Origin of the sequence: Collinsella sp. AF05-9 (assembly GCF_003465595.1) — a bacterium.
Classification (GTDB): Bacteria; Actinomycetota; Coriobacteriia; order Coriobacteriales; family Coriobacteriaceae; genus Collinsella.
Window position 1 is genome coordinate 40,996 of the sequence record NZ_QSBB01000010.1, and the last position, 18,999, is coordinate 59,994.

The 18,999-nt window shown below is 56.9% G+C and carries 15 protein-coding genes; 10 read left to right on the plus strand and 5 right to left on the minus strand.

The features are described from left to right. Window positions 1–110: 110 nt before the first annotated feature. Both DWV43_RS04770 and DWV43_RS04775 read right to left on the minus strand, forming a co-directional pair. Window positions 111–1,259 (minus strand): ATP-binding protein, encoded by a 1,149-nt coding sequence (locus DWV43_RS04770; RefSeq protein ID WP_117817654.1) that lies wholly within the window; start codon window positions 1,257–1,259, stop codon window positions 111–113. Next, window positions 1,256–1,930, minus strand: a complete 675-nt coding sequence (locus DWV43_RS04775; protein ID WP_117563590.1) for a response regulator transcription factor — start codon at window positions 1,928–1,930, stop codon at window positions 1,256–1,258. The genes DWV43_RS04770 and DWV43_RS04775 overlap by 4 nt, the downstream gene beginning before the upstream one ends. 89 nt (window positions 1,931–2,019) lie before the next feature. On the opposite strand from DWV43_RS04775, the gene DWV43_RS04780 reads away from it, so the two are divergent. The 6 genes from DWV43_RS04780 (at window position 2,020) to DWV43_RS04805 (ending at window position 10,902) form a co-directional block, all read left to right on the plus strand. Next, window positions 2,020–2,166, plus strand: a complete 147-nt coding sequence (locus tag DWV43_RS04780; RefSeq protein ID WP_197032826.1) for a CD1871A family CXXC motif-containing protein — start codon at window positions 2,020–2,022, stop codon at window positions 2,164–2,166. Beyond that, window positions 2,111–3,070 carry a 4Fe-4S binding protein gene (locus DWV43_RS04785; RefSeq protein WP_117817656.1) on the plus strand — a complete coding sequence of 320 codons (960 nt, stop codon included), beginning with the start codon at window positions 2,111–2,113 and terminating at the stop codon, window positions 3,068–3,070. Before DWV43_RS04780 ends, DWV43_RS04785 begins: the two co-directional genes overlap by 56 nt. Window positions 3,071–3,105: 35 nt before the next feature. Then, window positions 3,106–4,068: a redoxin domain-containing protein gene (locus tag DWV43_RS04790; RefSeq protein ID WP_117817658.1), complete on the plus strand. Its 963-nt coding sequence runs from the start codon at window positions 3,106–3,108 to the stop codon at window positions 4,066–4,068. Window positions 4,069–4,294: 226 nt separating this feature from the next. Continuing rightward, complete coding sequence (locus DWV43_RS04795) at window positions 4,295–5,986, plus strand: FAD-dependent oxidoreductase (RefSeq protein WP_117743321.1); 1,692 nt, start codon at window positions 4,295–4,297, stop codon at window positions 5,984–5,986. 221 nt (window positions 5,987–6,207) lie between these two features. Beyond that, the gene (locus DWV43_RS04800) at window positions 6,208–9,462 is read left to right on the plus strand and encodes an ABC transporter ATP-binding protein/permease (RefSeq protein ID WP_117817659.1); all 3,255 of its coding nucleotides are present in this window, start codon (window positions 6,208–6,210) and stop codon (window positions 9,460–9,462) included. Between the two features lie 159 nt (window positions 9,463–9,621). Next, a complete protein-coding gene (locus DWV43_RS04805) occupies window positions 9,622–10,902 on the plus strand; it encodes an MFS transporter (protein ID WP_117817661.1) in 1,281 nt (426 codons plus the stop codon). Between the two features lie 202 nt (window positions 10,903–11,104). On the opposite strand, the gene DWV43_RS04810 is transcribed toward DWV43_RS04805, so the two are convergent. After that, complete coding sequence (locus DWV43_RS04810) at window positions 11,105–11,638, minus strand: TetR/AcrR family transcriptional regulator (protein ID WP_233539224.1); 534 nt, start codon at window positions 11,636–11,638, stop codon at window positions 11,105–11,107. Window positions 11,639–11,907: 269 nt separating this feature from the next. Between DWV43_RS04810 and DWV43_RS04815 the strand changes: the two genes are divergently transcribed. From DWV43_RS04815 to DWV43_RS04825, 3 genes are all read left to right on the plus strand, one after another. Continuing rightward, a complete protein-coding gene (locus DWV43_RS04815; RefSeq protein ID WP_117635844.1) occupies window positions 11,908–13,146 on the plus strand; it encodes an agmatine/peptidylarginine deiminase in 1,239 nt (412 codons plus the stop codon). A gap of 121 nt (window positions 13,147–13,267) precedes the next feature. Then, window positions 13,268–14,332, plus strand: a complete 1,065-nt coding sequence (locus tag DWV43_RS04820) for an ornithine carbamoyltransferase (protein WP_117635843.1) — start codon at window positions 13,268–13,270, stop codon at window positions 14,330–14,332. 11 nt (window positions 14,333–14,343) lie between these two features. Continuing rightward, window positions 14,344–15,609 carry an MFS transporter gene (locus DWV43_RS04825; RefSeq protein WP_117635842.1) on the plus strand — a complete coding sequence of 422 codons (1,266 nt, stop codon included), beginning with the start codon at window positions 14,344–14,346 and terminating at the stop codon, window positions 15,607–15,609. Window positions 15,610–15,732: 123 nt separating this feature from the next. Here the strand turns inward: DWV43_RS04825 and DWV43_RS04830 are convergent, their stop codons facing one another. After that, on the minus strand, window positions 15,733–16,866 hold the full coding sequence (locus DWV43_RS04830; RefSeq protein WP_117817663.1) for a hypothetical protein: 1,134 nt from the start codon (window positions 16,864–16,866) through the stop codon (window positions 15,733–15,735). 63 nt (window positions 16,867–16,929) lie between these two features. After that, window positions 16,930–17,457 (minus strand): DUF3592 domain-containing protein, encoded by a 528-nt coding sequence (locus DWV43_RS04835; protein WP_117817665.1) that lies wholly within the window; start codon window positions 17,455–17,457, stop codon window positions 16,930–16,932. 537 nt (window positions 17,458–17,994) lie between these two features. Between DWV43_RS04835 and DWV43_RS04845 the strand changes: the two genes are divergently transcribed. After that, complete coding sequence (locus DWV43_RS04845) at window positions 17,995–18,951, plus strand: tRNA-dihydrouridine synthase (protein ID WP_117773961.1); 957 nt, start codon at window positions 17,995–17,997, stop codon at window positions 18,949–18,951. Window positions 18,952–18,999: the final 48 nt, after the last annotated feature.

An 18,999-nucleotide genomic window follows, 5' to 3' on the forward strand; every position in this document is an offset into this window, starting at 1 on the left:
TCAGCTGGTAGGCGACGAGAACTAGCAGATGTGACAAAGGGACAGTCCCTTTGTCACATCCTCGATATTATGTGCGGGATGGTACGCCACGCGGCGTGCCATCCCGTTCGTTATTTTAATGAGCCGAGTGCGCGAGTGGGAAGAGTCACGAGCATGGTCGTTCCGCATGGCGAGCTTTCTTCGACCTCGATGGAGCCGCCGTGGAGTGCGGCAATCTCCCAGACCAGTGCAAGCCCCAGCCCCACGCCGCCATATGCCCTGCTGCGCGATTTGTCGACGCGAAAGAAGGGCTGGAAGATGCTCGTCTGGTATTGCTCGGGAATGCCCGGCCCCTGGTCGCGCACGCGTAGCAGCACGCGGTCGCCTTCGGCGCAGGCGTTGATTTGCACGGTCGAGTTGGGCGCGCTGTAACGTATGGCGTTTTCGGCCAAGTTGAACAGCAGCCGATAGATTAGCGTATCGCTGCCGATCGTTTGCGCGTCGCCCTCACTTGTAAGCGTGATGTCTTTTTGCTCGGCAAGGGGCGCCAGGTCCGTGAGCACTTCTTCGATCATCGGCGCCAGGTCAATCGCATCGTTGCAAGGGACACTGCGCAGCTCGCTCATCTCGAGCAGGGTCTTTGTCATGTGCGTCATCCGCTCGGTCTGCTCCTGCAGCAGCCCGAGCAGGCTCGCTGTATCGGCGTCGACGTCGGGGTGCTCGGCGCAAAACAGCTCAACCTGGGCCTGCATGAGCGCAAGTGGCGTGCGCAGCTCGTGCGCCGCATTGCCCGTAAACTGTCTTTGTGCGGAAAATCCCTCGTCAAGGCGGGCAATCATGTCGTTAAACGACGCGCTGCAGCGCCTGAGTTCAGAGGGCACGTCCTCGCTGATTTTTGTGTCGGCGAGGTTGTCGGGCCGCACGCTCTCGACTTGTGCCGCAAAGGAGCGCAACGGCTGCAACGCATGCCCGCTCACAAAGTAGGCCAGGACGCCTCCGAGCAGCGTCACCGCCGCAGTTATATACCAGCTCGTCGCGCCAAACGATTCTTGGGCGTCGTTCACGACGATGGTCAGCGCATCGTCGAGCTCTTTGTTTGTCGGGTCAAATGAGCTGGGCGAGGCCGCCTCCACCTTGCCGTGCGCCGATAGTTCATTGCCGATCGAGTCCATGTAGCGCATGCCGGAGTAGCCAACCAGGCAATTCATAAGTACGCAGGTCGAACATATCAGCAGTGCCGTCATCAACGTGATGCGCCACTGCAGCGACAGCCGCTTCATTTGCCGTCCTCCATAACGTAGCCTTCGCCGATTCGGTTGCGGATGGGGTCGTGCCCCAACGCACCGCGCAGCTTTTTTCGCAGCGACGAGATATGCACGCGGGTCGCGTTGCTAAAGCTGTTGACGCTGCTGTCCCATACATGCTCGATAAGCTCTTCCTGGCTCACCGGCCGCCCCTGGTTAAGCATCAGGTATTCCAAGATGCCGGTCTCCTTGCGCGTGAGGGATAGGGTCTCGCCGCCCACGGAGGCGAGGCGCGCCTTGGTGTCAAAGCTCAACAATCCACAGGCTAGAACAACGTCGTTTTGCGTAAAGCGCCTGAGCGTGAGACTGCGTATGCGTGCCGCCAGCTCGTCAAGATGGAACGGCTTGGTGAGGTAGTCGTTGGCGCCCGCATCGAGCCCCGCTACCTTGTCGGAGACCTCGCCACGTGCCGAGAGCACAAGCACCTTGGTCTCACAATCAGTTGTCCTGAGTTGCCTGAGCACGGTCATGCCGTCGACATGGGGGAGATTGAGGTCAAGCACGACAAGATCAAAGGTCTCGACATCGAGCAGATCGAGGGCCTGCTGCCCGTCGTAGCAGCAGTCGACGCTATAGGCCAAGTTGCGCAGGCTGCGTGCGATCGCATCGCACAGCGCCCGCTCGTCCTCGACGACCAAGATGCGCATAACGTTCTCCTTGCATAGTCATTCACGCTTAACACGGATTTTATAGTCGGTATGGTCCAATGGGTCGCGAAACGAAAGGAGTGGTCAGATTGTTCAAAGCGATTAAGCCTGTGGCGCAGGTGGCTTTGCTGATCGTTGGGGTAGCCATGGTTGGCTTTGGAATTATGCGCGGCGAGGCAGATGCCGTGCTGGCCAAGGCAATCAGGCTGTGCTTGGAGTGTATCGGAATTGGATAAAAGAAAAAACACTGCATCGCATCTTTTAGCGCGATTTCGTGGATTGATTCAGGCGGCGGCGACGCTTGCGACCAATATTCACCTGCCTAACTTTGCCAAGGGCGGTATCTACCAGGGAGCCGGCAAAGCCGTCTGCGTGCCGGGGCTTAACTGCTACTCGTGTCCGGCGGCCTCGGGTGCGTGCCCCATCGGGTCGTTTCAGTCGGTGGTGGGCTCGTCTAAGTTTAGCTTTTCGTATTACGTCACCGGAACGCTCATTCTGATCGGCGTGCTGCTGGGACGTTTTGTATGCGGCTTTTTGTGCCCGTTTGGATGGCTGCAAGAGCTTCTGCATAAGATTCCCAGCAAAAAGCTCTCCACGAAAAAGCTCAAGCCGCTCACGTACATCAAGTATGCCGTGCTGCTGTTTGCCGTGGTGCTGCTGCCCGTCTTGGTGGTCAACGATGTGGGCATGGGCGACCCGTTCTTTTGCAAGTACATCTGCCCGCAGGGTGTGCTCGAGGGCGCGATTCCGCTGTCCATCATGAACATGGGAATCCGCTCTGCGCTGGGAAAGCTCTTTACCTGGAAGCTCGCGATCCTCATTGTGGTTGCGGTGCTGAGCGTGCTGTTCTACCGCCCCTTCTGTAAATGGATTTGCCCCCTCGGCGCATTTTATGCACTCATGAACAAGGTGTCGTTGCTGGGGATTCAGGTCGATCATTGTAAATGCGTCTCGTGCGGCAAGTGCGCCAAGGTGTGCCAGATGGACGTGGACGTTACGCGTACGCCCGACCATGCCGAGTGCATTCGTTGCGGCAAATGCGTGGGCGCGTGCCCCGTCGATGCTATTAGCTTTCGCTACGGGCTGGGTGTGACGGGCGACAAACCCGCGCAGTCCACGCAAGCCCGCGAAAACAAATAGGTACCTATATAAGTTTCGATATAAACGGAGGAACCATGAAACTGTCAAAAATTGCGGCTCTGTTGATGCTGCCCGTGCTGGCGCTGACTCTCGCGGCGTGCTCTGCCCCCAAGGGCGACGCGAAGGATGCCACGAGCGGCGATGCGCAGATTGCCGAGCTTGTGGCACAAAAGCCGTCGAGCGCCGAGGAGGCGGCCAAGCTGTACCAGCAGCTGCTGCAAAAGGAAAACGAGATCTTTGCGAGCGATAACGCCCTATGGGAAAAGGTGTTCCTTGCGGCCAACAAAGACACTCCCATGATTGAGGACGGCAAGAACTACGGTGACTTCTTGCTCGATACCATCGAGGGCGCCAAGGATCAGTTTGCGGCTGACGAGCTTAAGACGCTTAAGGCCGGCGCGCAGCAGGTCAAGGAGATCGAGGACAAGCTCATGGCGCTGGAGAAGGAGTTCCCCGGATGCGGCAGCACGCCCGGCGAGGGGGAGAGCGTTGATGCCTCGACCGCAGGCATGACCAACGGCGAGAGCGGGGAGACGAAGTTCCCCAGCTTTAAGGGCAAGGACTTGGACGGCAACGATGTAAACAGCGACGAGCTGTTCTCCAAGAACAAGGTCACCGTCATGAACTTCTGGTTTACCACCTGCAAGCCGTGCGTGGGAGAGCTGGGCGATCTGGAGAAGCTCAACAAGGAGCTTGCCGAGAAGGGCGGCCAGGTCGTGGGCGTTAATTCCTTTACGCTCGATGGCAACAAAGACGCGGTGGCCGATGCCAAGGACGTGCTTTCCAAGAAGGGCGTGACGTATAAGAACATCTGGTTTAAGTCGGACAGCGAGGCCGGAAAGTTCACCTCCAACCTGTACTCGTTCCCGACCACCTACGTGATCGACCAGAACGGTAACATTGTGGGAGAGCCGATCATGGGCGGCATCAACTCCGCTGAGCAGCGCGAGGCGCTCAACAAACTGATCGATCAGGCACTCGCGAAGAGCGAACAGTAAGTCCGTGGGACAGACAACTGAAGGGGAGTCGCTGGAAACAGCGACTCTTTTTTCTGCTTCGGGGTAGCATCATGGGTATACGTCGAAAGGGCACGCAGCTTTTCGTGCATTGCCTGAGCGGTGCGCGAAGCAACCAAGCTGTGAGTTTTCTTAAGCGTTCTGGGTATGGCAGTGTCAAGAATATCGGCGGCATAAGCGGCTACACGGGAAAGGTGGTGCGTTAGCTATGAAGGTGGTTATCGTTGGAGGCGTCGCGGGCGGCGCATCGGCGGCGGCACGTTTGCGCAGACTCGACGAGCAGGCCCAAATTGTCATCTTTGAGCGCACGGGTTTTGTATCGTATGCCAATTGTGGGCTTCCGTACTACATTGGCGGCGTGATAGAAGAAGAGAGCGCATTGACGCTGCAGTCTCCCAAGGGCTTTTGGGATCGCTTTCGCATTGCGGTCAAGACGAGTCACGAGGTGTTTGCCATCCATCCCGATTCGCATACGGTCGAGGTTCGCAATATGCTGACGGGCGAGGAATTTGTCGAGACGTATGACAAGCTCATCCTGTCGCCGGGTGCAAAGCCGATTCGCCCTGCGTTGCCGGGCATCGACTCGGATAAAATCTTTAGCCTACGCACCGTTGAGGACACGCTGCGTATTCACAGCTATGTTCGAGAGCGGCGACCGAGCAGTGCCGTCGTGATCGGCGGCGGCTTCATTGGCGTCGAGACGGCGGAGAATCTGTGCGAGCTGGGGCTCCAGGTGACCCTTCTGCAGCGTCCCGTCCAGCTTATGAACAACCTGGATTACGACATGGCGACCCTTTTGCATACCGAGGTGCGTGAGCACGGTATCGATCTGCGCCTCAAGGCCGATGTGACAGGTTTTGAGGAAGTTGATGGCCGCGTTGTCACCCATGTTGCGGGCGATGACCCTATCGGAGCCGATATGGTGCTGCTTGCCATTGGCGTGGCACCTGAGAGCCATCTGGCGCAAGAGGCGGGGCTCGAACTGGGCATCAAGGGGGCTATTGTGGTCAACGACCGCATGGAGACCTCTGCTGCCGACGTGTATGCCGTGGGCGATGCCGTGCAGGTCACGCATCAGGTGACCGGCGAGGACGCGGTCATTTCGCTCGCCGGCCCCGCCAACAAGCAGGGGCGTGTCGTCGCCGATGTCATAGCCGGCATGGACAGCTGCTACCTCGGATCGTTGGGCTCATCGGTTATCAAGGTATTCGACTTGACGGCGGCAAGCACGGGACTATCCGAAAAGGCAGCACACGCGGCGGGAATTGACTGCGACAGCGTGGTCCTGTCGCCCGGTTCGCATGCGGGTTATTATCCGGGTGCAACGCCCATGACCATGAAGGTTGTCTTCGAGAAGCAGGGATTGCGCCTGCTGGGTGCGCAAATCGTGGGCATCGATGGTGTGGACAAGCGTATCGACGTTCTGGCGACTGCCATCCAGGCAGGCATGCGCGGCGATAGGCTTAAGGATTTGGACCTAGCATACGCGCCGCCGTATTCATCGGCGAAGGATCCCGTCAATATGGCGGGCTTTATGATCGAGAACCTCAATCGCGGCATACTGGCGCAGTGGCATTGGGAGGATGAGCCCAACTTGCCACGCGATGGCAGCGTGCAGCTGCTCGATGTTCGTACGGAAGGGGAGTATGAGCGCGGGCATATCGATGGTTTCGTAAACATTCCCGTCGATGATCTACGCAATCGCCTGGGCGAGCTCGACCGGGCCAAGCCGGTCTACGTGATTTGCCAAAGCGGCATTCGCAGCTACATTGCTTGCCGTATTTTGGCGCAGCATGGCTTTGAGTGCTTTAACTTCTCGGGCGGCTATCGCTTCTTTGCAGCCGTGACTGAGGCTCGCCGCGGCAGCGCTAACGTTATGCCGTGCGGGCTCGAAAAGTAGCGCGCATTGGAATGTGACAAAGTGACAGCCTCTTTGTCGCATCGGGGATGTTATATGCGGGATGGTGCGCCATGCGGCGTGCTGTCCCGTTCGTTTTTTGGCGCGGTTCGTTACATTCCTCACTGGTATCGGCCAAAAATGAGGATAGAGTAGGACAAACGCGCCGAACGTGAACGGCGGGGGAGCGGGCGAGCGCGCCCGCGCGAGAGAGGTTGCCGTCCATGCTGGATCTCAGAGTTATTTGCAAAAGGTACGTTACGCAGTCGTTTACGCAGGTAGCGCTCGACAGCGTAAGCCTGTCTTTTCGCGATAACGAGTTCGTAGCCATCCTGGGTCCTTCGGGCTCGGGTAAAACTACGATGCTCAACGTCATTGGTGGACTCGACCATTTCGATTCCGGCGACCTGCTGATCGATGGCATCTCGACCAAGGACTTCAGCGACCGCGATTGGGATGCCTATCGCAATAATCGCATCGGCTTTGTGTTCCAGAGCTATAACCTCATTCCGCACCAGAGCATTTTGGAAAACGTGGAGTTGGCGCTTACGCTCACGGGCGTGGGGCATGCCGAGCGCCGCCAACGTGCGCGCAAGGCGCTCGAGGCAGTCGGTCTGGGCGAGCACGTTGACAAGCGCCCGAGCCAGCTTTCGGGCGGGCAGATGCAGCGCGTGGCCATTGCCCGCGCCCTGATCAATGACCCCGAGATTGTGCTGGCTGACGAGCCGACCGGCGCCTTGGACTCAACGACGTCCGTCCAGGTCATGGATTTGCTCAAGGACGTTGCGCGCGACCGTCTGGTCATCATGGTCACGCACAATCCCGAGCTGGCGTACAAGTACGCCACGCGCATTGTCAACCTGGCGGACGGCAAGGTCACCGACGATTCAGATCCCTTTGATGCTGCCGAGGCCGCGCGTCGCGAGGCCAAGCCCACGCGCAAAACCTCGATGAGCTTTATGACGGCCCTGGGGCTTTCTGCCCGAAACCTCATGACCAAGAAGGGCCGCACGGCCATGACGGCCTTTGCAGGTTCGATTGGCATTATTGGCATCGCGGCGATTCTGGCGCTCTCCAACGGCGTAAACGGCTACATCAAAAAGGTCGAGGAGGACACGCTCTCAAGCTACCCGCTCACCATTTCCAAGCAGGATTACGACCTGTCGTCCATGATGGGCGGACAGGGGACCACGGATGACGATACGTCCAAGAACGAGGGCTCGTCCGACGGCAGCACTGACGGCAAGGCTCGGGGAACCGATAAGATCCCCGTGGTCACGGCCGTAAAGGATATGTTTGCGAGCGTTAAGTCCAACGACATGACGAGCTTTAAGGCATGGCTCGATGCCGGTGGCGATGGCATCGATAAAGAGGTCAATGCCATCCAGTACGGCTATGGCGTGACGCCGGTTGTCTATCGTGCCGGGAATGGCGATGGGAAGCCTGTCCGGCTGGTGCCCAACGCTATGACTGAGGCCATGAGCGGGGGCGCGAGCTCGGCGGCAACGGTGAGCATGGAATCTATGGGAACGTCGGTCTTCAACGAGATGATTGACGACCAGAGCCTGCTCGACAGCCAGTACGATGTCGTTGCCGGCCATTGGCCTACGTCAGCCAACGAGGCCGTGATGGTGCTTTCGAGCCGCGGAACGGTGGGCGACTACACGCTCTACAGCATCGGTGCGCTGGATATCGATGAGCTCAACGACCTGGTTAACAGTGCCATGACGGCCGACGGCAAGGTCAAGACGCCCAAGACCGGCACTGACTTTACCTACGACGATGCGCTGTCCACGATGTTTAAGGTGTTGTCGCCGGCCGATGCCTATCGCAAAAACGAAGAGACCGGCATGTGGGCTGACATGTCTGGCGACGCCGACTTTATGAAAGCCAAGGTTGCCGACGGTATTGACGTGCGCATTGTGGGCGTGGTGCGACCCAACGAGGCGGCAAACGCGAGCGCATTGACTCCGGGCATTGCCTATACGCATGCGCTGACTTGCCAGCTTATGAAGCGCGCCGCCGATTCGCAGATCGTGCAGGAGCAGCTTGCCCACCCCGAGACGGATGTCTTTACGGGTAAAACCTTCGACGAGCTGCAGGGCGAGGCCAAGCAAGGCGTGGATCTGAGCAGCATGTTCAGTGTGGACGAGGCGGCGCTGAAGAGCGCGTTCTCTCTCGATTCGTCTGCGCTCTCGGGTGCGGCCGGCGGCATGGACCTTTCTAGCCTTGATTTGTCCGGGCTGGACCTTGACCTTTCGGGCGTTGGGAAGGACATCGACTTCAGCGACATCATGGCCAAAGCGCCGGCCCCAGATTTCTCGGGCATCTTTGACGGTCTGGAACTCACGCCCGAGCAGATGCAGCAGGTAGGAACGCTTGCCAACCAGCTGTTTGAGGGCTTTCTGCAGTCTGATCAGTTTAAGGCGCTGTCGCCCGAAGATCTTAAGGACGCGTCAAAGCTTGCTGCCGCATTCTCGGCGTATCTTGAGCATGATGCCGCAGCCCAGCAATGCCTGGCTCAGCTCAAGGCGTTGGGCGGCGATGCCTTGGCCGAGCGTCTGCAGCAGGTGATGGGCGACTATGTGCAAAAGCAGCTGGCTCCGTATTTGCAGCAGTCTATGGATCAGGTGATGAAGGCGGTCAGCGAGCAGATTGCGACGACGGTATCAACCCAGCTCAAGGCGGGTGCGGCAGGGCTCACGGACCAAATGGCGACGCAGATGTCTTCGAGTTTTGCCAACTTGGCGAGCGCCATGCGCGTGGATGCGAACGCCTTTGCTCGCGCTATCCACTTTAACATGGACGTTGAGGACCTGAGTTCGCTCATGATGAGCTATGCCAAGGCGTCGAAGCTCACCTACGACAACAATCTGACCACGTTGGGCTATGCGGACGAGGCGGACCCCATTTCGGTTAAGATTTTCCCGCGCGACTTTGAGGCCAAGGAGCGTGCGCTCGATCACATCGATGCGTACAACAAGCAGGTCAAAGCTGCCGGCCACGATGAGCAGGCAATCTCGTATACCGACTACATGGGCATCATCATGGGCTCGGTGACCGACATCGTGAACACCATCAGCTTGGTGCTCATCGCATTCGTGAGTATCAGTTTGGTGGTGAGCTCCATCATGATCGGCATCATCACCTACATCAGCGTGCTGGAGCGCAAAAAGGAGATTGGCATCCTGCGCGCGATCGGCGCGTCAAAGCGCAACGTGGCAAACGTATTTAATGCCGAGACCTTTATCGAAGGCCTCATTGCCGGCGTCTTTGCCATTGTCGTCGTGGTGGCCGTGAGCTTTCCGGTTAATGCCTGGGCGCTTGCGGCCAAGCAGGTGCCCAACCTGATGAGCCTGCCCGTTCAAGACGCGCTGATGCTCATTGTAATTTCGGTGCTGCTGACGGTCGTTGCCGGCCTGCTGCCGGCTCGCAGCGCATCCAAGAAGGATCCCGTGGAGGCCCTGCGCTCCGAATAATGCGACAAAGGGACAGTCCCTTTGTCGCATTGGGGGCCCAATTACCGTTCGGCACGTTAAGGGTCCCCGCTCCCCGCTTAACACTTGACGAAGAATCTCCATCTTTATATACCTATCGGTAGGCATATAGGTTGCATTGCCGATAGAAACGGAGTAACCATGACTCTTATCGCACCAGCCGAAAAGGACCGCCCCCGTGAGAGCGGCGCATTTGCTTGGATTGTCGTTATTGCGCTCGGTTTAATGTCTGCGGGAACAACCGGCACCTACAGCATCATTGCCGGCTCATTCATCGCTCCTGTATGTGAAGACCTGGGCTTTGACTACACTTCTTTCTCTTTCTATTTCACCGCGGTTCTTCTTGGCCTTGCGCTTGGGCTTCCGCTTTTGAGTCGTTTCATTCCAAAAGTAATCGGCAAACCATGGCATATTTGCGTTGAACTCGTCCTTATTGCCGCCGGCGCCGCAATGGCGTTCTACACCGAGGTCTGGATGTTCATCGTCTCCGCCGCAGTGATCGGCATCTGCTTTTCGTTCACAACGGGTGTCTGCATGTCCGATGTCATTGACCAATGGTTCAGTAAATCGTCTGGTCTTGCCATCGGCCTTGCGTGGGGCGTTAATTCTCTCTGCACGCTGCTATTGAGTCCTGTCATTACACTGGTCATCGAGCAGCAAGGCTGGCGTACGGGTTACATCGTACTTGCGGCCGTTTCTGCAGCCATGATATTGCCCACAAGCGCATTTATCATTCGCCTTAAGCCTTCTGATCGCAATATGCTTCCGTACGGAGAGACTACCTCCGAAACCCATGAGAGCTACAGCGCCGATGAAAAGGAAGATGTCTCTTCGGGCATGGCGCTCCGCGATGCCGCGAAAACGCCATCTTTTATTCTCTGCGCCCTTCTGCTCTGCGTGGCGCAACTCACCTGCTGCATGAACCAGCTGTTCCCGACCTATGCAAGCGAGGTCGGCTTCAATCCCATCGTGGGAAGCCTAATGGTTTCGGCGGCTTCGCTCTCCGATATTTTCCTAAATCCCTTCGTAGGCAAAACATGCGACAAGCTCGGTGCTATTAAAGCAACGGTCGCATGGACGGGAGTCAGCATTCTTTCATTCCTACTTCTCATCTTTGGCGGAAGCAACGAGACCGTTTCCATCATCGCGGCCGGCGTAAACGACGTCATGTTCGCCATCGTTGGAACTGCAATGCCGATGATTCTCCTCTCGCTCTTCGGATCACGCGATTTTGGAAGGATCTATTCGATTATTTGCTCAGCGGGCTATGTTGTCGGAGCTTTCGGAATGCCAGTCATGATGAAGGTTTACGGTATGGCAGGGTCTTTCCAAGGAGTATTCGTCTTCTGTATCATCTGCAACCTTCTGATTGCGACATTTGCTTTAGTTTCCGGTATCCTCAATAAGACTACCGCGAAATAACCTGACCAACGAACTGCCCTTCAGCCCTGTCATTTGTCTCCGCAAGTTAAAACGAAATTGGGGCCGATTCCAACATAGCTGGAATCGGCCCCAATTTCTATTCAACAACTTTTGCAATCATCGCGAACACGGGTTTCGAACCATTCCGCGACCCCGCAAGTCGTCGCATCGCGCTTGCCAAGGTGCCTCTGTTATTACGCGCCTATTTAAACATGAGTTCGACGATCCCTGCCCAAACAGCCTTTTCATCGATGTCTTCATCTTGAGCAACGGTATTGCTCGCTCCCTCAAGTACGGTGTAAAGAATCTGCACGTACAGCATGACGTCTGTTTCATCGGAAAACGCGCCAATTTCTAGGCCATGGAGAAGGATGTCTTTAAGCGCGTCCATAGTTCGGTTGATCGCCGTTGCCTGACGTTCCTGAACTGCAGGGATTCGATTTGCCTGAATACTGACCTCGGCCAGCACGCGACGGCGCTTTTCATCACTACGATAGCCACCTATAACCGAATTGCCGAGCTCGATAAGCGCCGCCTTGAATCCGTCCCTATCGACTATTAGCGAGTAGTCGCGCTGATAGTCGATAGTCGGAAACATACTATCTAAGAGCGTGGTGAAAATATCCTCTTTAGAGGGAAAGTAGTAGTACACCGATGGCTTGGATATACCGACACGGTCGCAGATTTTTCCAATGGACGCCTTGTCGTAACCGACTTCTGCCACAAGATCATACATTGCGTCCAATATTTTTCCCTTTGTGCTCACGCTTCACTTCTCCATTGCAAATCACTTCCGCATTGCCAACATTATTAAGAATGGCAACGGAACATCAATTCGTGTCCAAACACGACCACTATAAACGGTGAACGGTAGGTATCGACAGGCGAATGGCAATTATACAAAAACACCTACCGAACGGTAGGTATAGTAGTACTATAGCTGGTGCAACCCCGCTATTGTCGCGGCCGGACAGCATTGCGGGAAACCCGACGGAAGGACCAACCATGTACGAGAACTATCGTATGCCGGGCGAGTTTGAGAAGCGCTCCAACGTCTATGTGACATGGCTTCCCGATTACATTCGCGCAGAGGGCTTCGATAATCGCCAGCCCTGCGTTGACGTAATTAAAGCTTTGCTTGAGTATGGCGACGTTACGGTCAATCTCAACTGTGGCACCCCCGGCTCCTACGAGGAAGCCTGCTCGCGCCTTAAAGAAGAAGGGGTGGATCTCGACCGTATCCAGATTACGCAGTTCGAAGACTCCAACTTCTACGTTCGCGACAACGGCCCCAGCATCATGGTCGACGACGAAGGCCATTCCTATATGGTCAACCCCGCTTGGACCTATTATGGCGTGTGGGACAAGAACTCCCCAGAGTGCCAGTCCGCACGCAGGGCAGCTGTTCACATGGCGGTTGCGCTCGGGTGCTTCGATATCGTCAATTCCGAAATGGTTTCGGAGGGCGGCGACCGCGAGTTTGACGGTCACGGCACCCTGATCGCCATCGAGGACACGGAATGCCGCAAGCGCAATCCCGAGTTCTCAAAAGAGGAAGTGGAGGCCGAGTACAAGCGCATCTACAACCTCAACAAGGTTATCTGGCTGCCGCAGCCTATGCTTGAGGACGACGACTATCGACTGGGCATCCTCGACGAGAAGGAAGATGGAACTCCTGTCTTCGGCATGAGCTTCGCCGCCCACATCGATGAGATGTGCCGCTTTATCACCCCGAACAAGATTCTTCTTGCCGAGGTATCCGATGAGGAGGCCGCCTCGAGCAAGGCGGGCGCGGAATCGCATCGTCGCATCGACGCCGCCTACGAGATTCTACGCGCCGAGACGGACTGGGAGGGCAAGCCCTTCGAAATCGTCCGCATGCCCACTGCCGAGCCGATCGAGGTTGTCATCGCTCCCGGCGACGAGGACTACGAGCTGTATAAGGGCTTCATCGACGAAATGGGCGGCAAGTTCATGGATGGCACCCCTTGGCCCGAAGGCCCCGTTCACTTTTATGCCGCAGCAAGCTACTGCAACTTCCTCATCTGCAACGGCGTCGTTCTTGGCCAGCGTTATTACCACGAAGGCATGAGCGAAGTCGTGAAGGAGAAGGACGAGCAGGCCAAGGCGGTTCTTGAGAGCTGCTTCCCCGATCGCAAGGTCATCATGATCGACTCTCTCGCGCTTAACCTGTCCGGCGGCGGCGTGCACTGCTGGACCAAGGACGTGGCCGCCAGCTGCTAGCAAGTTCTTAAACTTGCGCTGCCTGATCCAAGCGCCACACTTACAGTCCCCGAGGGATATCCGTGTTTCCCTCGGGGGCGCATTCGACACTTACCCATCAAACAATTGAAAGGAAATAGGCATGAACAACAGCCTTCGCGGTCGCGACTACCTCAACATCCACGATCTTTCCTCTGAGGATTTCCGTTACCTCATCGATCTTGCCTGGAACCTCAAGGCCCAGAAAAAGTCCGGTGTCGACCAGCGCTACTTCCCCGGCAAGAACGTTCTCGCCAACTTTGAGTGGGGCTCGACCCGCACTCGTTGCGCCTTTGAGACCTCTTGCAACGACCTGGGCATGGGCTTCACCTATCTGACCAACTCCCACATGGGCGATTGCGAGACCATCGAGGATGCCATGCGCGTCTTCAACGGCATGTATGATCTCATTGTCTATCGTGCACAAAAGGACGAGCAGTTCCTCTATGATGTCGCCGACTTGGTCGATATTCCAGTCATCAATGCCCTCACCCTCGGCGATCACCCGACCCAGATGCTCGCTGACGCTCTCACGATGGAGGAGCAGTGGGGTGGTCTGCGCACGAGCCGTGGCAAGAAGATGGCCTTCGTTGGCAACTGCGCCGGCGCCCCCGTGTGGTATGGCCGTCTGTGCGCGATGCTCGACATGGACTTCCTCGCCATCGGCCCCGACGACCTCCGTCACCAGATGTGCAAGGAAATGATCGAGGAGGTTGAGGCCTGCTACGCCAAGTACGCGCCTAACAGGACCTTCACCATCACCTCTGACCTTGATGCTCTGGACGGTGTCGACGTAATCGTTACCGAGGAGTGGCGCTACATCAACCCCGAGTGCGGCGACGAGGTTCTGGACCCTGACGACTACAACTCTTGGCTTGGCGACGCCGAGTCCCTGTACCCCTATCGCGTCACCAGTGAGCTGTGCAAGCGCACCAACAACCCCGACATCTTCTGCATGCACGAGCTCCCCTCTGTTCACAACGCAAATCACCGCGTTGGCAAGATGTTGCTCGACCAGTGCAAGAACGACCTGCATCGTGAAATCATCACCGAGGGCTTTGAGATTGCGGACGAGTGCTTTGAGGCCAACGCGTCGGTCATCTTCCGTGAGGCAGAGAACCGTCAGCACACCATCAAGGCCGTTATGTGCGCCCTTCTGGGTCTCTAGGAGCTGTATCAATGGAAAATGCAAAGTTAAAGAGCAGCAAGGTTTACGCATGGGTTCTCGTGATCGCGCTCGGCCTCATGTCTGCCGGTACGACCGGATCCTATAGCGTAATCGCTGGCTCCTTCGTCGCGCCCGTGTGCGAGGAGTTCGGATTTGACTACTCCATCTTCTCGTATTACTTCACTGCAACGCTCATTGGTCTTGCAGCGGCTCTTCCGTTTGTCGGAAAACTCATCCCCAAGGTTGTTGGCAAGTTTTGGCTCCCCGTCGTCGAGCTTATTCTGCTCGCCGCTGGCGCAGGCATGGCCTTCTACACCGAAGTCTGGATGTTCATCGCAGCTGGTGCTTTGATTGGCGTTTGCTTCGCCTTCACTACCGGTGTCGCCATGTCCGATGTTATTGACCAGTGGTTCAAAAAATCTGGCGGCCTGGCAATTGGTCTCGCTTGGGCAGTGAACTCGATTTACATGCTCATCATGAGTCCCGTCATCACCTCTGTCATTGAGGCTGCTGGCTGGAGGACTGGTTATCTGGTGCTCGCTGGCGTCTCCGCCGTGCTCATTCTTCCCGCTTCCATCCTGATTATCCGCTATAAGCCCCAGGACAAGGGCATGCTGCCCTATGGCTATGTCGAAGGCGAGACGGTCGCCGAGACCGAGGAGACGACCGAGGATAGTGCACGTGGCGTTAGCTACGCACGCGCTATTAAGTCGCCTGCATTCTTTTTCTGCATCGGCTTCCTCTGCCTCGTTCAGCTTACTTGCTGCATGAACCAGCTGTTCCCCACCTATGCCGCCGAGGTCGGCTTTAGCCCCATGGTGGGTGGCTTCATGGTTTCCGCCGCATCGCTGTTCGACCTGTTCCTCAACCCGATCGTCGGTACCACTTGCGATAAGTTTGGCAGCACCAAGGCCATTCTGAGCTGGCTCGCCGTCTCGATTCTCTCCTTTGTCATGCTCATGATGAGCAGCGGCAACTCGACGCTCAGCATTCTTGCTGCCGGTGTTAACGACGTCATGTACGTCATCGCCGGCACCGCTCTGACCGTTTTGGTGATGGACGTCTTTGGCTCCCGTGACTTTGGTCGCATCTTCGCGCTCATCTGCTCCGTGGGCTATATCGTCGGCGCCTTTGGCATGCCCGTCATGATGAAGGTATACGAGCTTGTCGGCTCCTTCCAGGGCGTTTTCATCTTCTGTATTGCATGCAACGTCATCATCGGTCTGTTCTTGCTGCTGGCAAAGAAGACTGGTAAGAGCCTCTCTTGGGACGAATAGTTCGATTCGTCTTAGTCATACGCTGTAGGAGTTAATCTGCAGCAGCTTTAGGGCATCGGCTAACGCCGGTGCCCTTTTTCATGGAATGTGACAAAGGGACAGTCCTTTTGTCACATTGGGCGCCTAGCTCGTTTTGCCCATCAACGTGATACGGATGCTTGGATGGGTGTACTCGTCAAACTCGTCCTCGGGATCCGTATCAAACGAGTAATACACCTTGATGGGGTCGTCACTCGTCCTGATAGAGATTCTCTCGTAGAGTGAGCCGTTCAAAAATGCCTGCCTAAACTCTTCGGGGAGCTTTTGCGGTGCTAGGAGCTCGGGACTCACGGTCTTGACGTCTACGGTTTGGACGACAGAGGAAAGTTCGTCCAAGTCGAGCTCGATGCGGGCGAGGTTGTCCTCAAGGCTCGCGTCGGGGTCGATCTCTGCTATGTAACTCACTTCCTTGAGCGTTCCCTTGTTGTCGAAATCCAGGTACGTATAGGTCTTCTGGGTATCGGAGTCGCCGTCGTGAAGGTAGCCGCGGACGTGATAGCCGTAATCTTGATATCGCTCGTAAGGGTCATCGGCGGATACGTACTCGCATGCGGGCTCTAGCGTCTTGCGGGCGATGGCGATCTGCTCGGCCGCGGCCGCGGCGTTCTGTTGCATCTCGATGTTTCCCTGCGCCAGCTGCGGGATATAGGCACCGCACACGATTGCGAGGGGCAGTGCCACAAGCGCGACGATCCACTTTTTTGCACGGGGGATAGGCACGCCACAGGCCTCTGCCATGGCCTTTGCGTTGGCAAAGCTTTCGGCAAGCACGTCTGCCGCGGTGGCGACGGCGCCTACGGCAGCGGCGACTTCTGCCGCACCGCCCAGGTTGCGTGCGGTCTCATTGTCGCTGTTCTTGAGCAGACGCGCGGCGGCCTGCGTGCCAACAACGCCTGCAATTTGTGCCGAGCGGTCTTTTTCGCTCTGCTCGACGGCGAGCCGGTGCTGCATTTCCCTCCACTGCTTGCCGCGCATGCCAAAGCGCGGCGCGAGCGCGCAATAGCAGAAGATGATGAGCTCGACGGCGGTGAGCGCCAAGGCGGTCATCATGCCCGTCTCCTGGAAGCTTTCATGATGGAAGACGATATCGTCAATCATTTCGAAGGGAATGATCAAAAAAGGCAGCACAAACGCCATGGCAAGCGCCGCGCCGGCAACCTTGGGACAGATGCAGTATCGCTGGATGCGCTTGCGTTCTTGTTCGGAAAGTGTAGCCATAGCTGCTCCTTGGTGTCGTGGCGGTCGTTGCGGCGCATGGGGTGCGGGGCGCATCAGTTTGAGCTAGCGCTGGATAAGAACATAGAGCAAGATGCTCATCGCGATGAGCAAGAAGCCCGCGATGTTAAACATCAGTGTGGCAAAGTTGCCCACGATGGGGCGTTCGACATAGCTTTTGTCTGGGTTGCTGGGGTTGTAGTACACGGTCATTTGGCTACCGAGGGGCCAAAGCTGCTCCGCGAGGGTGCCTAGGCGGGCGATGGGGCCTGTCTGCACGTGCAGCCAGCCCTTGGCGTCTTCGTAGGCGGTGGCTTGCGTGCGGATGGGGAGTCCCGACAAGCTTTTGGTCTTTATGCCACGGAATTGTTTTTTCGCGTGGTATTGCGTGCCGTCGACGGCGTATTCCAAAACGGGATACATCCTGCCTTCGCCCATAAAGCGATGGTCGATGACCGTTCCCATGGTCACGGCGGTACAGGCCTTGGCTTTCTTGCGAGCGGCGGCTTTCATGAGCGCGCTCACTCCGATAAGCAGGATGCCGATGCCCCCAACCAAGATGAGCGCGAGCAGGGATATCTGCGACGTGGTCACGGCGTTCTCCTTTGGCGCGATACCGTCATATGTGACCCAGTATAGAGAATCCCGCCATCGATGAGCTATTGCGGGGGGGGTCAATTCTGAATGTGACAAATGGACTGTTCCTTTGTCACATCGGGGACTGCGGAATCGAGGTCTAATACTTTTCCCGAGAAGTGAACGAGTGAAAACGGACTCCCGAAGCATCGACACTTTTGGCGTGCAATTTCCTGCGGTTTTGCCAGTCAAATCCTGCGGTTTTGACGCCTAAAAATGTCAATGCTTCGGGGGTCCAAATACAGCCGTTCACTTCTCGGGAAAAGTATTAGACCTCGAAATATGGGCGGCGTTCGCGAACGGCAACTAGCTTGCGTCCGGTAGCCGGCACTTGGGGCAAAGGGACTGCCCTTTTGCCCCTTCACCATTGCATCGTATCTGGTGTGGAAAAAATATCGCCTGCGTTCTCGCGCCTGCGAAGAGTTCCTGAACCGCTTGAATGGGATGTGACAAAGGGACTGTCCCTTTGTCACATTGATTTGAGAGTGGATGTTGATGAATTTATCGCTGGCCCCTATGGAGGGGATTACCGGGCATGTGTTCCGTCGCGTGCATGCGGAGTGCTTTGGCGCACTCGATTGTTATTACACGCCGTTTTTGCCGCCGCCGCGGGTGGGCAACCGCTTTGGTGGCAAGGCGTTTAAAGAGGTCGATCCTGCCAATAACCAGGGGCTTAACGTAGTACCTCAGCTGATGTCCAAGAATGCGGACGAGTTTGTGTGGGCGGCGCAGGTGCTCGCCGAGATGGGGTACCGCGAGGTCAATCTCAACCTTGGCTGCCCCTCGGGTACGGTTGTTGCCAAAGGCAAGGGTTCGGGCTTTCTGCGCAACCTGGATGAGCTCGAGGTGTTCTTGAGCGACGTGTGCGAACGCTCACCCTTGCCGGTGTCGGTCAAGACCAGGCTGGGGTTGGAAAGCGATGACGAGTACGAACGCGTGCTCGACCTCTATTGCCGCATGCCGCTGGCAGAGCTGATCGTGCATCCGCGCGTGCAAAAGGACCGTTATACGGGCTCGCCGCGTAAAGAGTTTTACGGCGAGACGTTGGAGCGGGCGCCGTTTCCCGTGGCCTATAACGGCGACATCTTTGATCTTGAGGACATGGATGCGCTGGTGGGGGCCTATCCCGGAACACGCCACGTAATGTTGGGGCGCGGCTTGCTCGCGAACCCCGCGCTGGCTCGCATGGTTAAGGGCGGCCCTGCTGCCACGGCCGCTGAGCTGCAGCGCTTCCACGACATGCTGTTTGCGGCCTATGCGGACGAGATTGGGGACAACGCGGTCTTTCGCATGAAGGAGTGGTGGTTCTACGCCAAATGCGCCTTCGCCGATCCCGCGACCGTTCACAAGCTTGTTCGCAAGACCAAAAAGGTCGATGAATACCGCGCTGCTGTCGAGCGCGTCTTTCGCGAGCAGCCGCTTGCGCCTGTTGCCCGCTTTTGTGGCTACTAGTCGTTGGGTGTTCCTATAGTTTTGTCAACCTTCGACGCTACTCCCGGT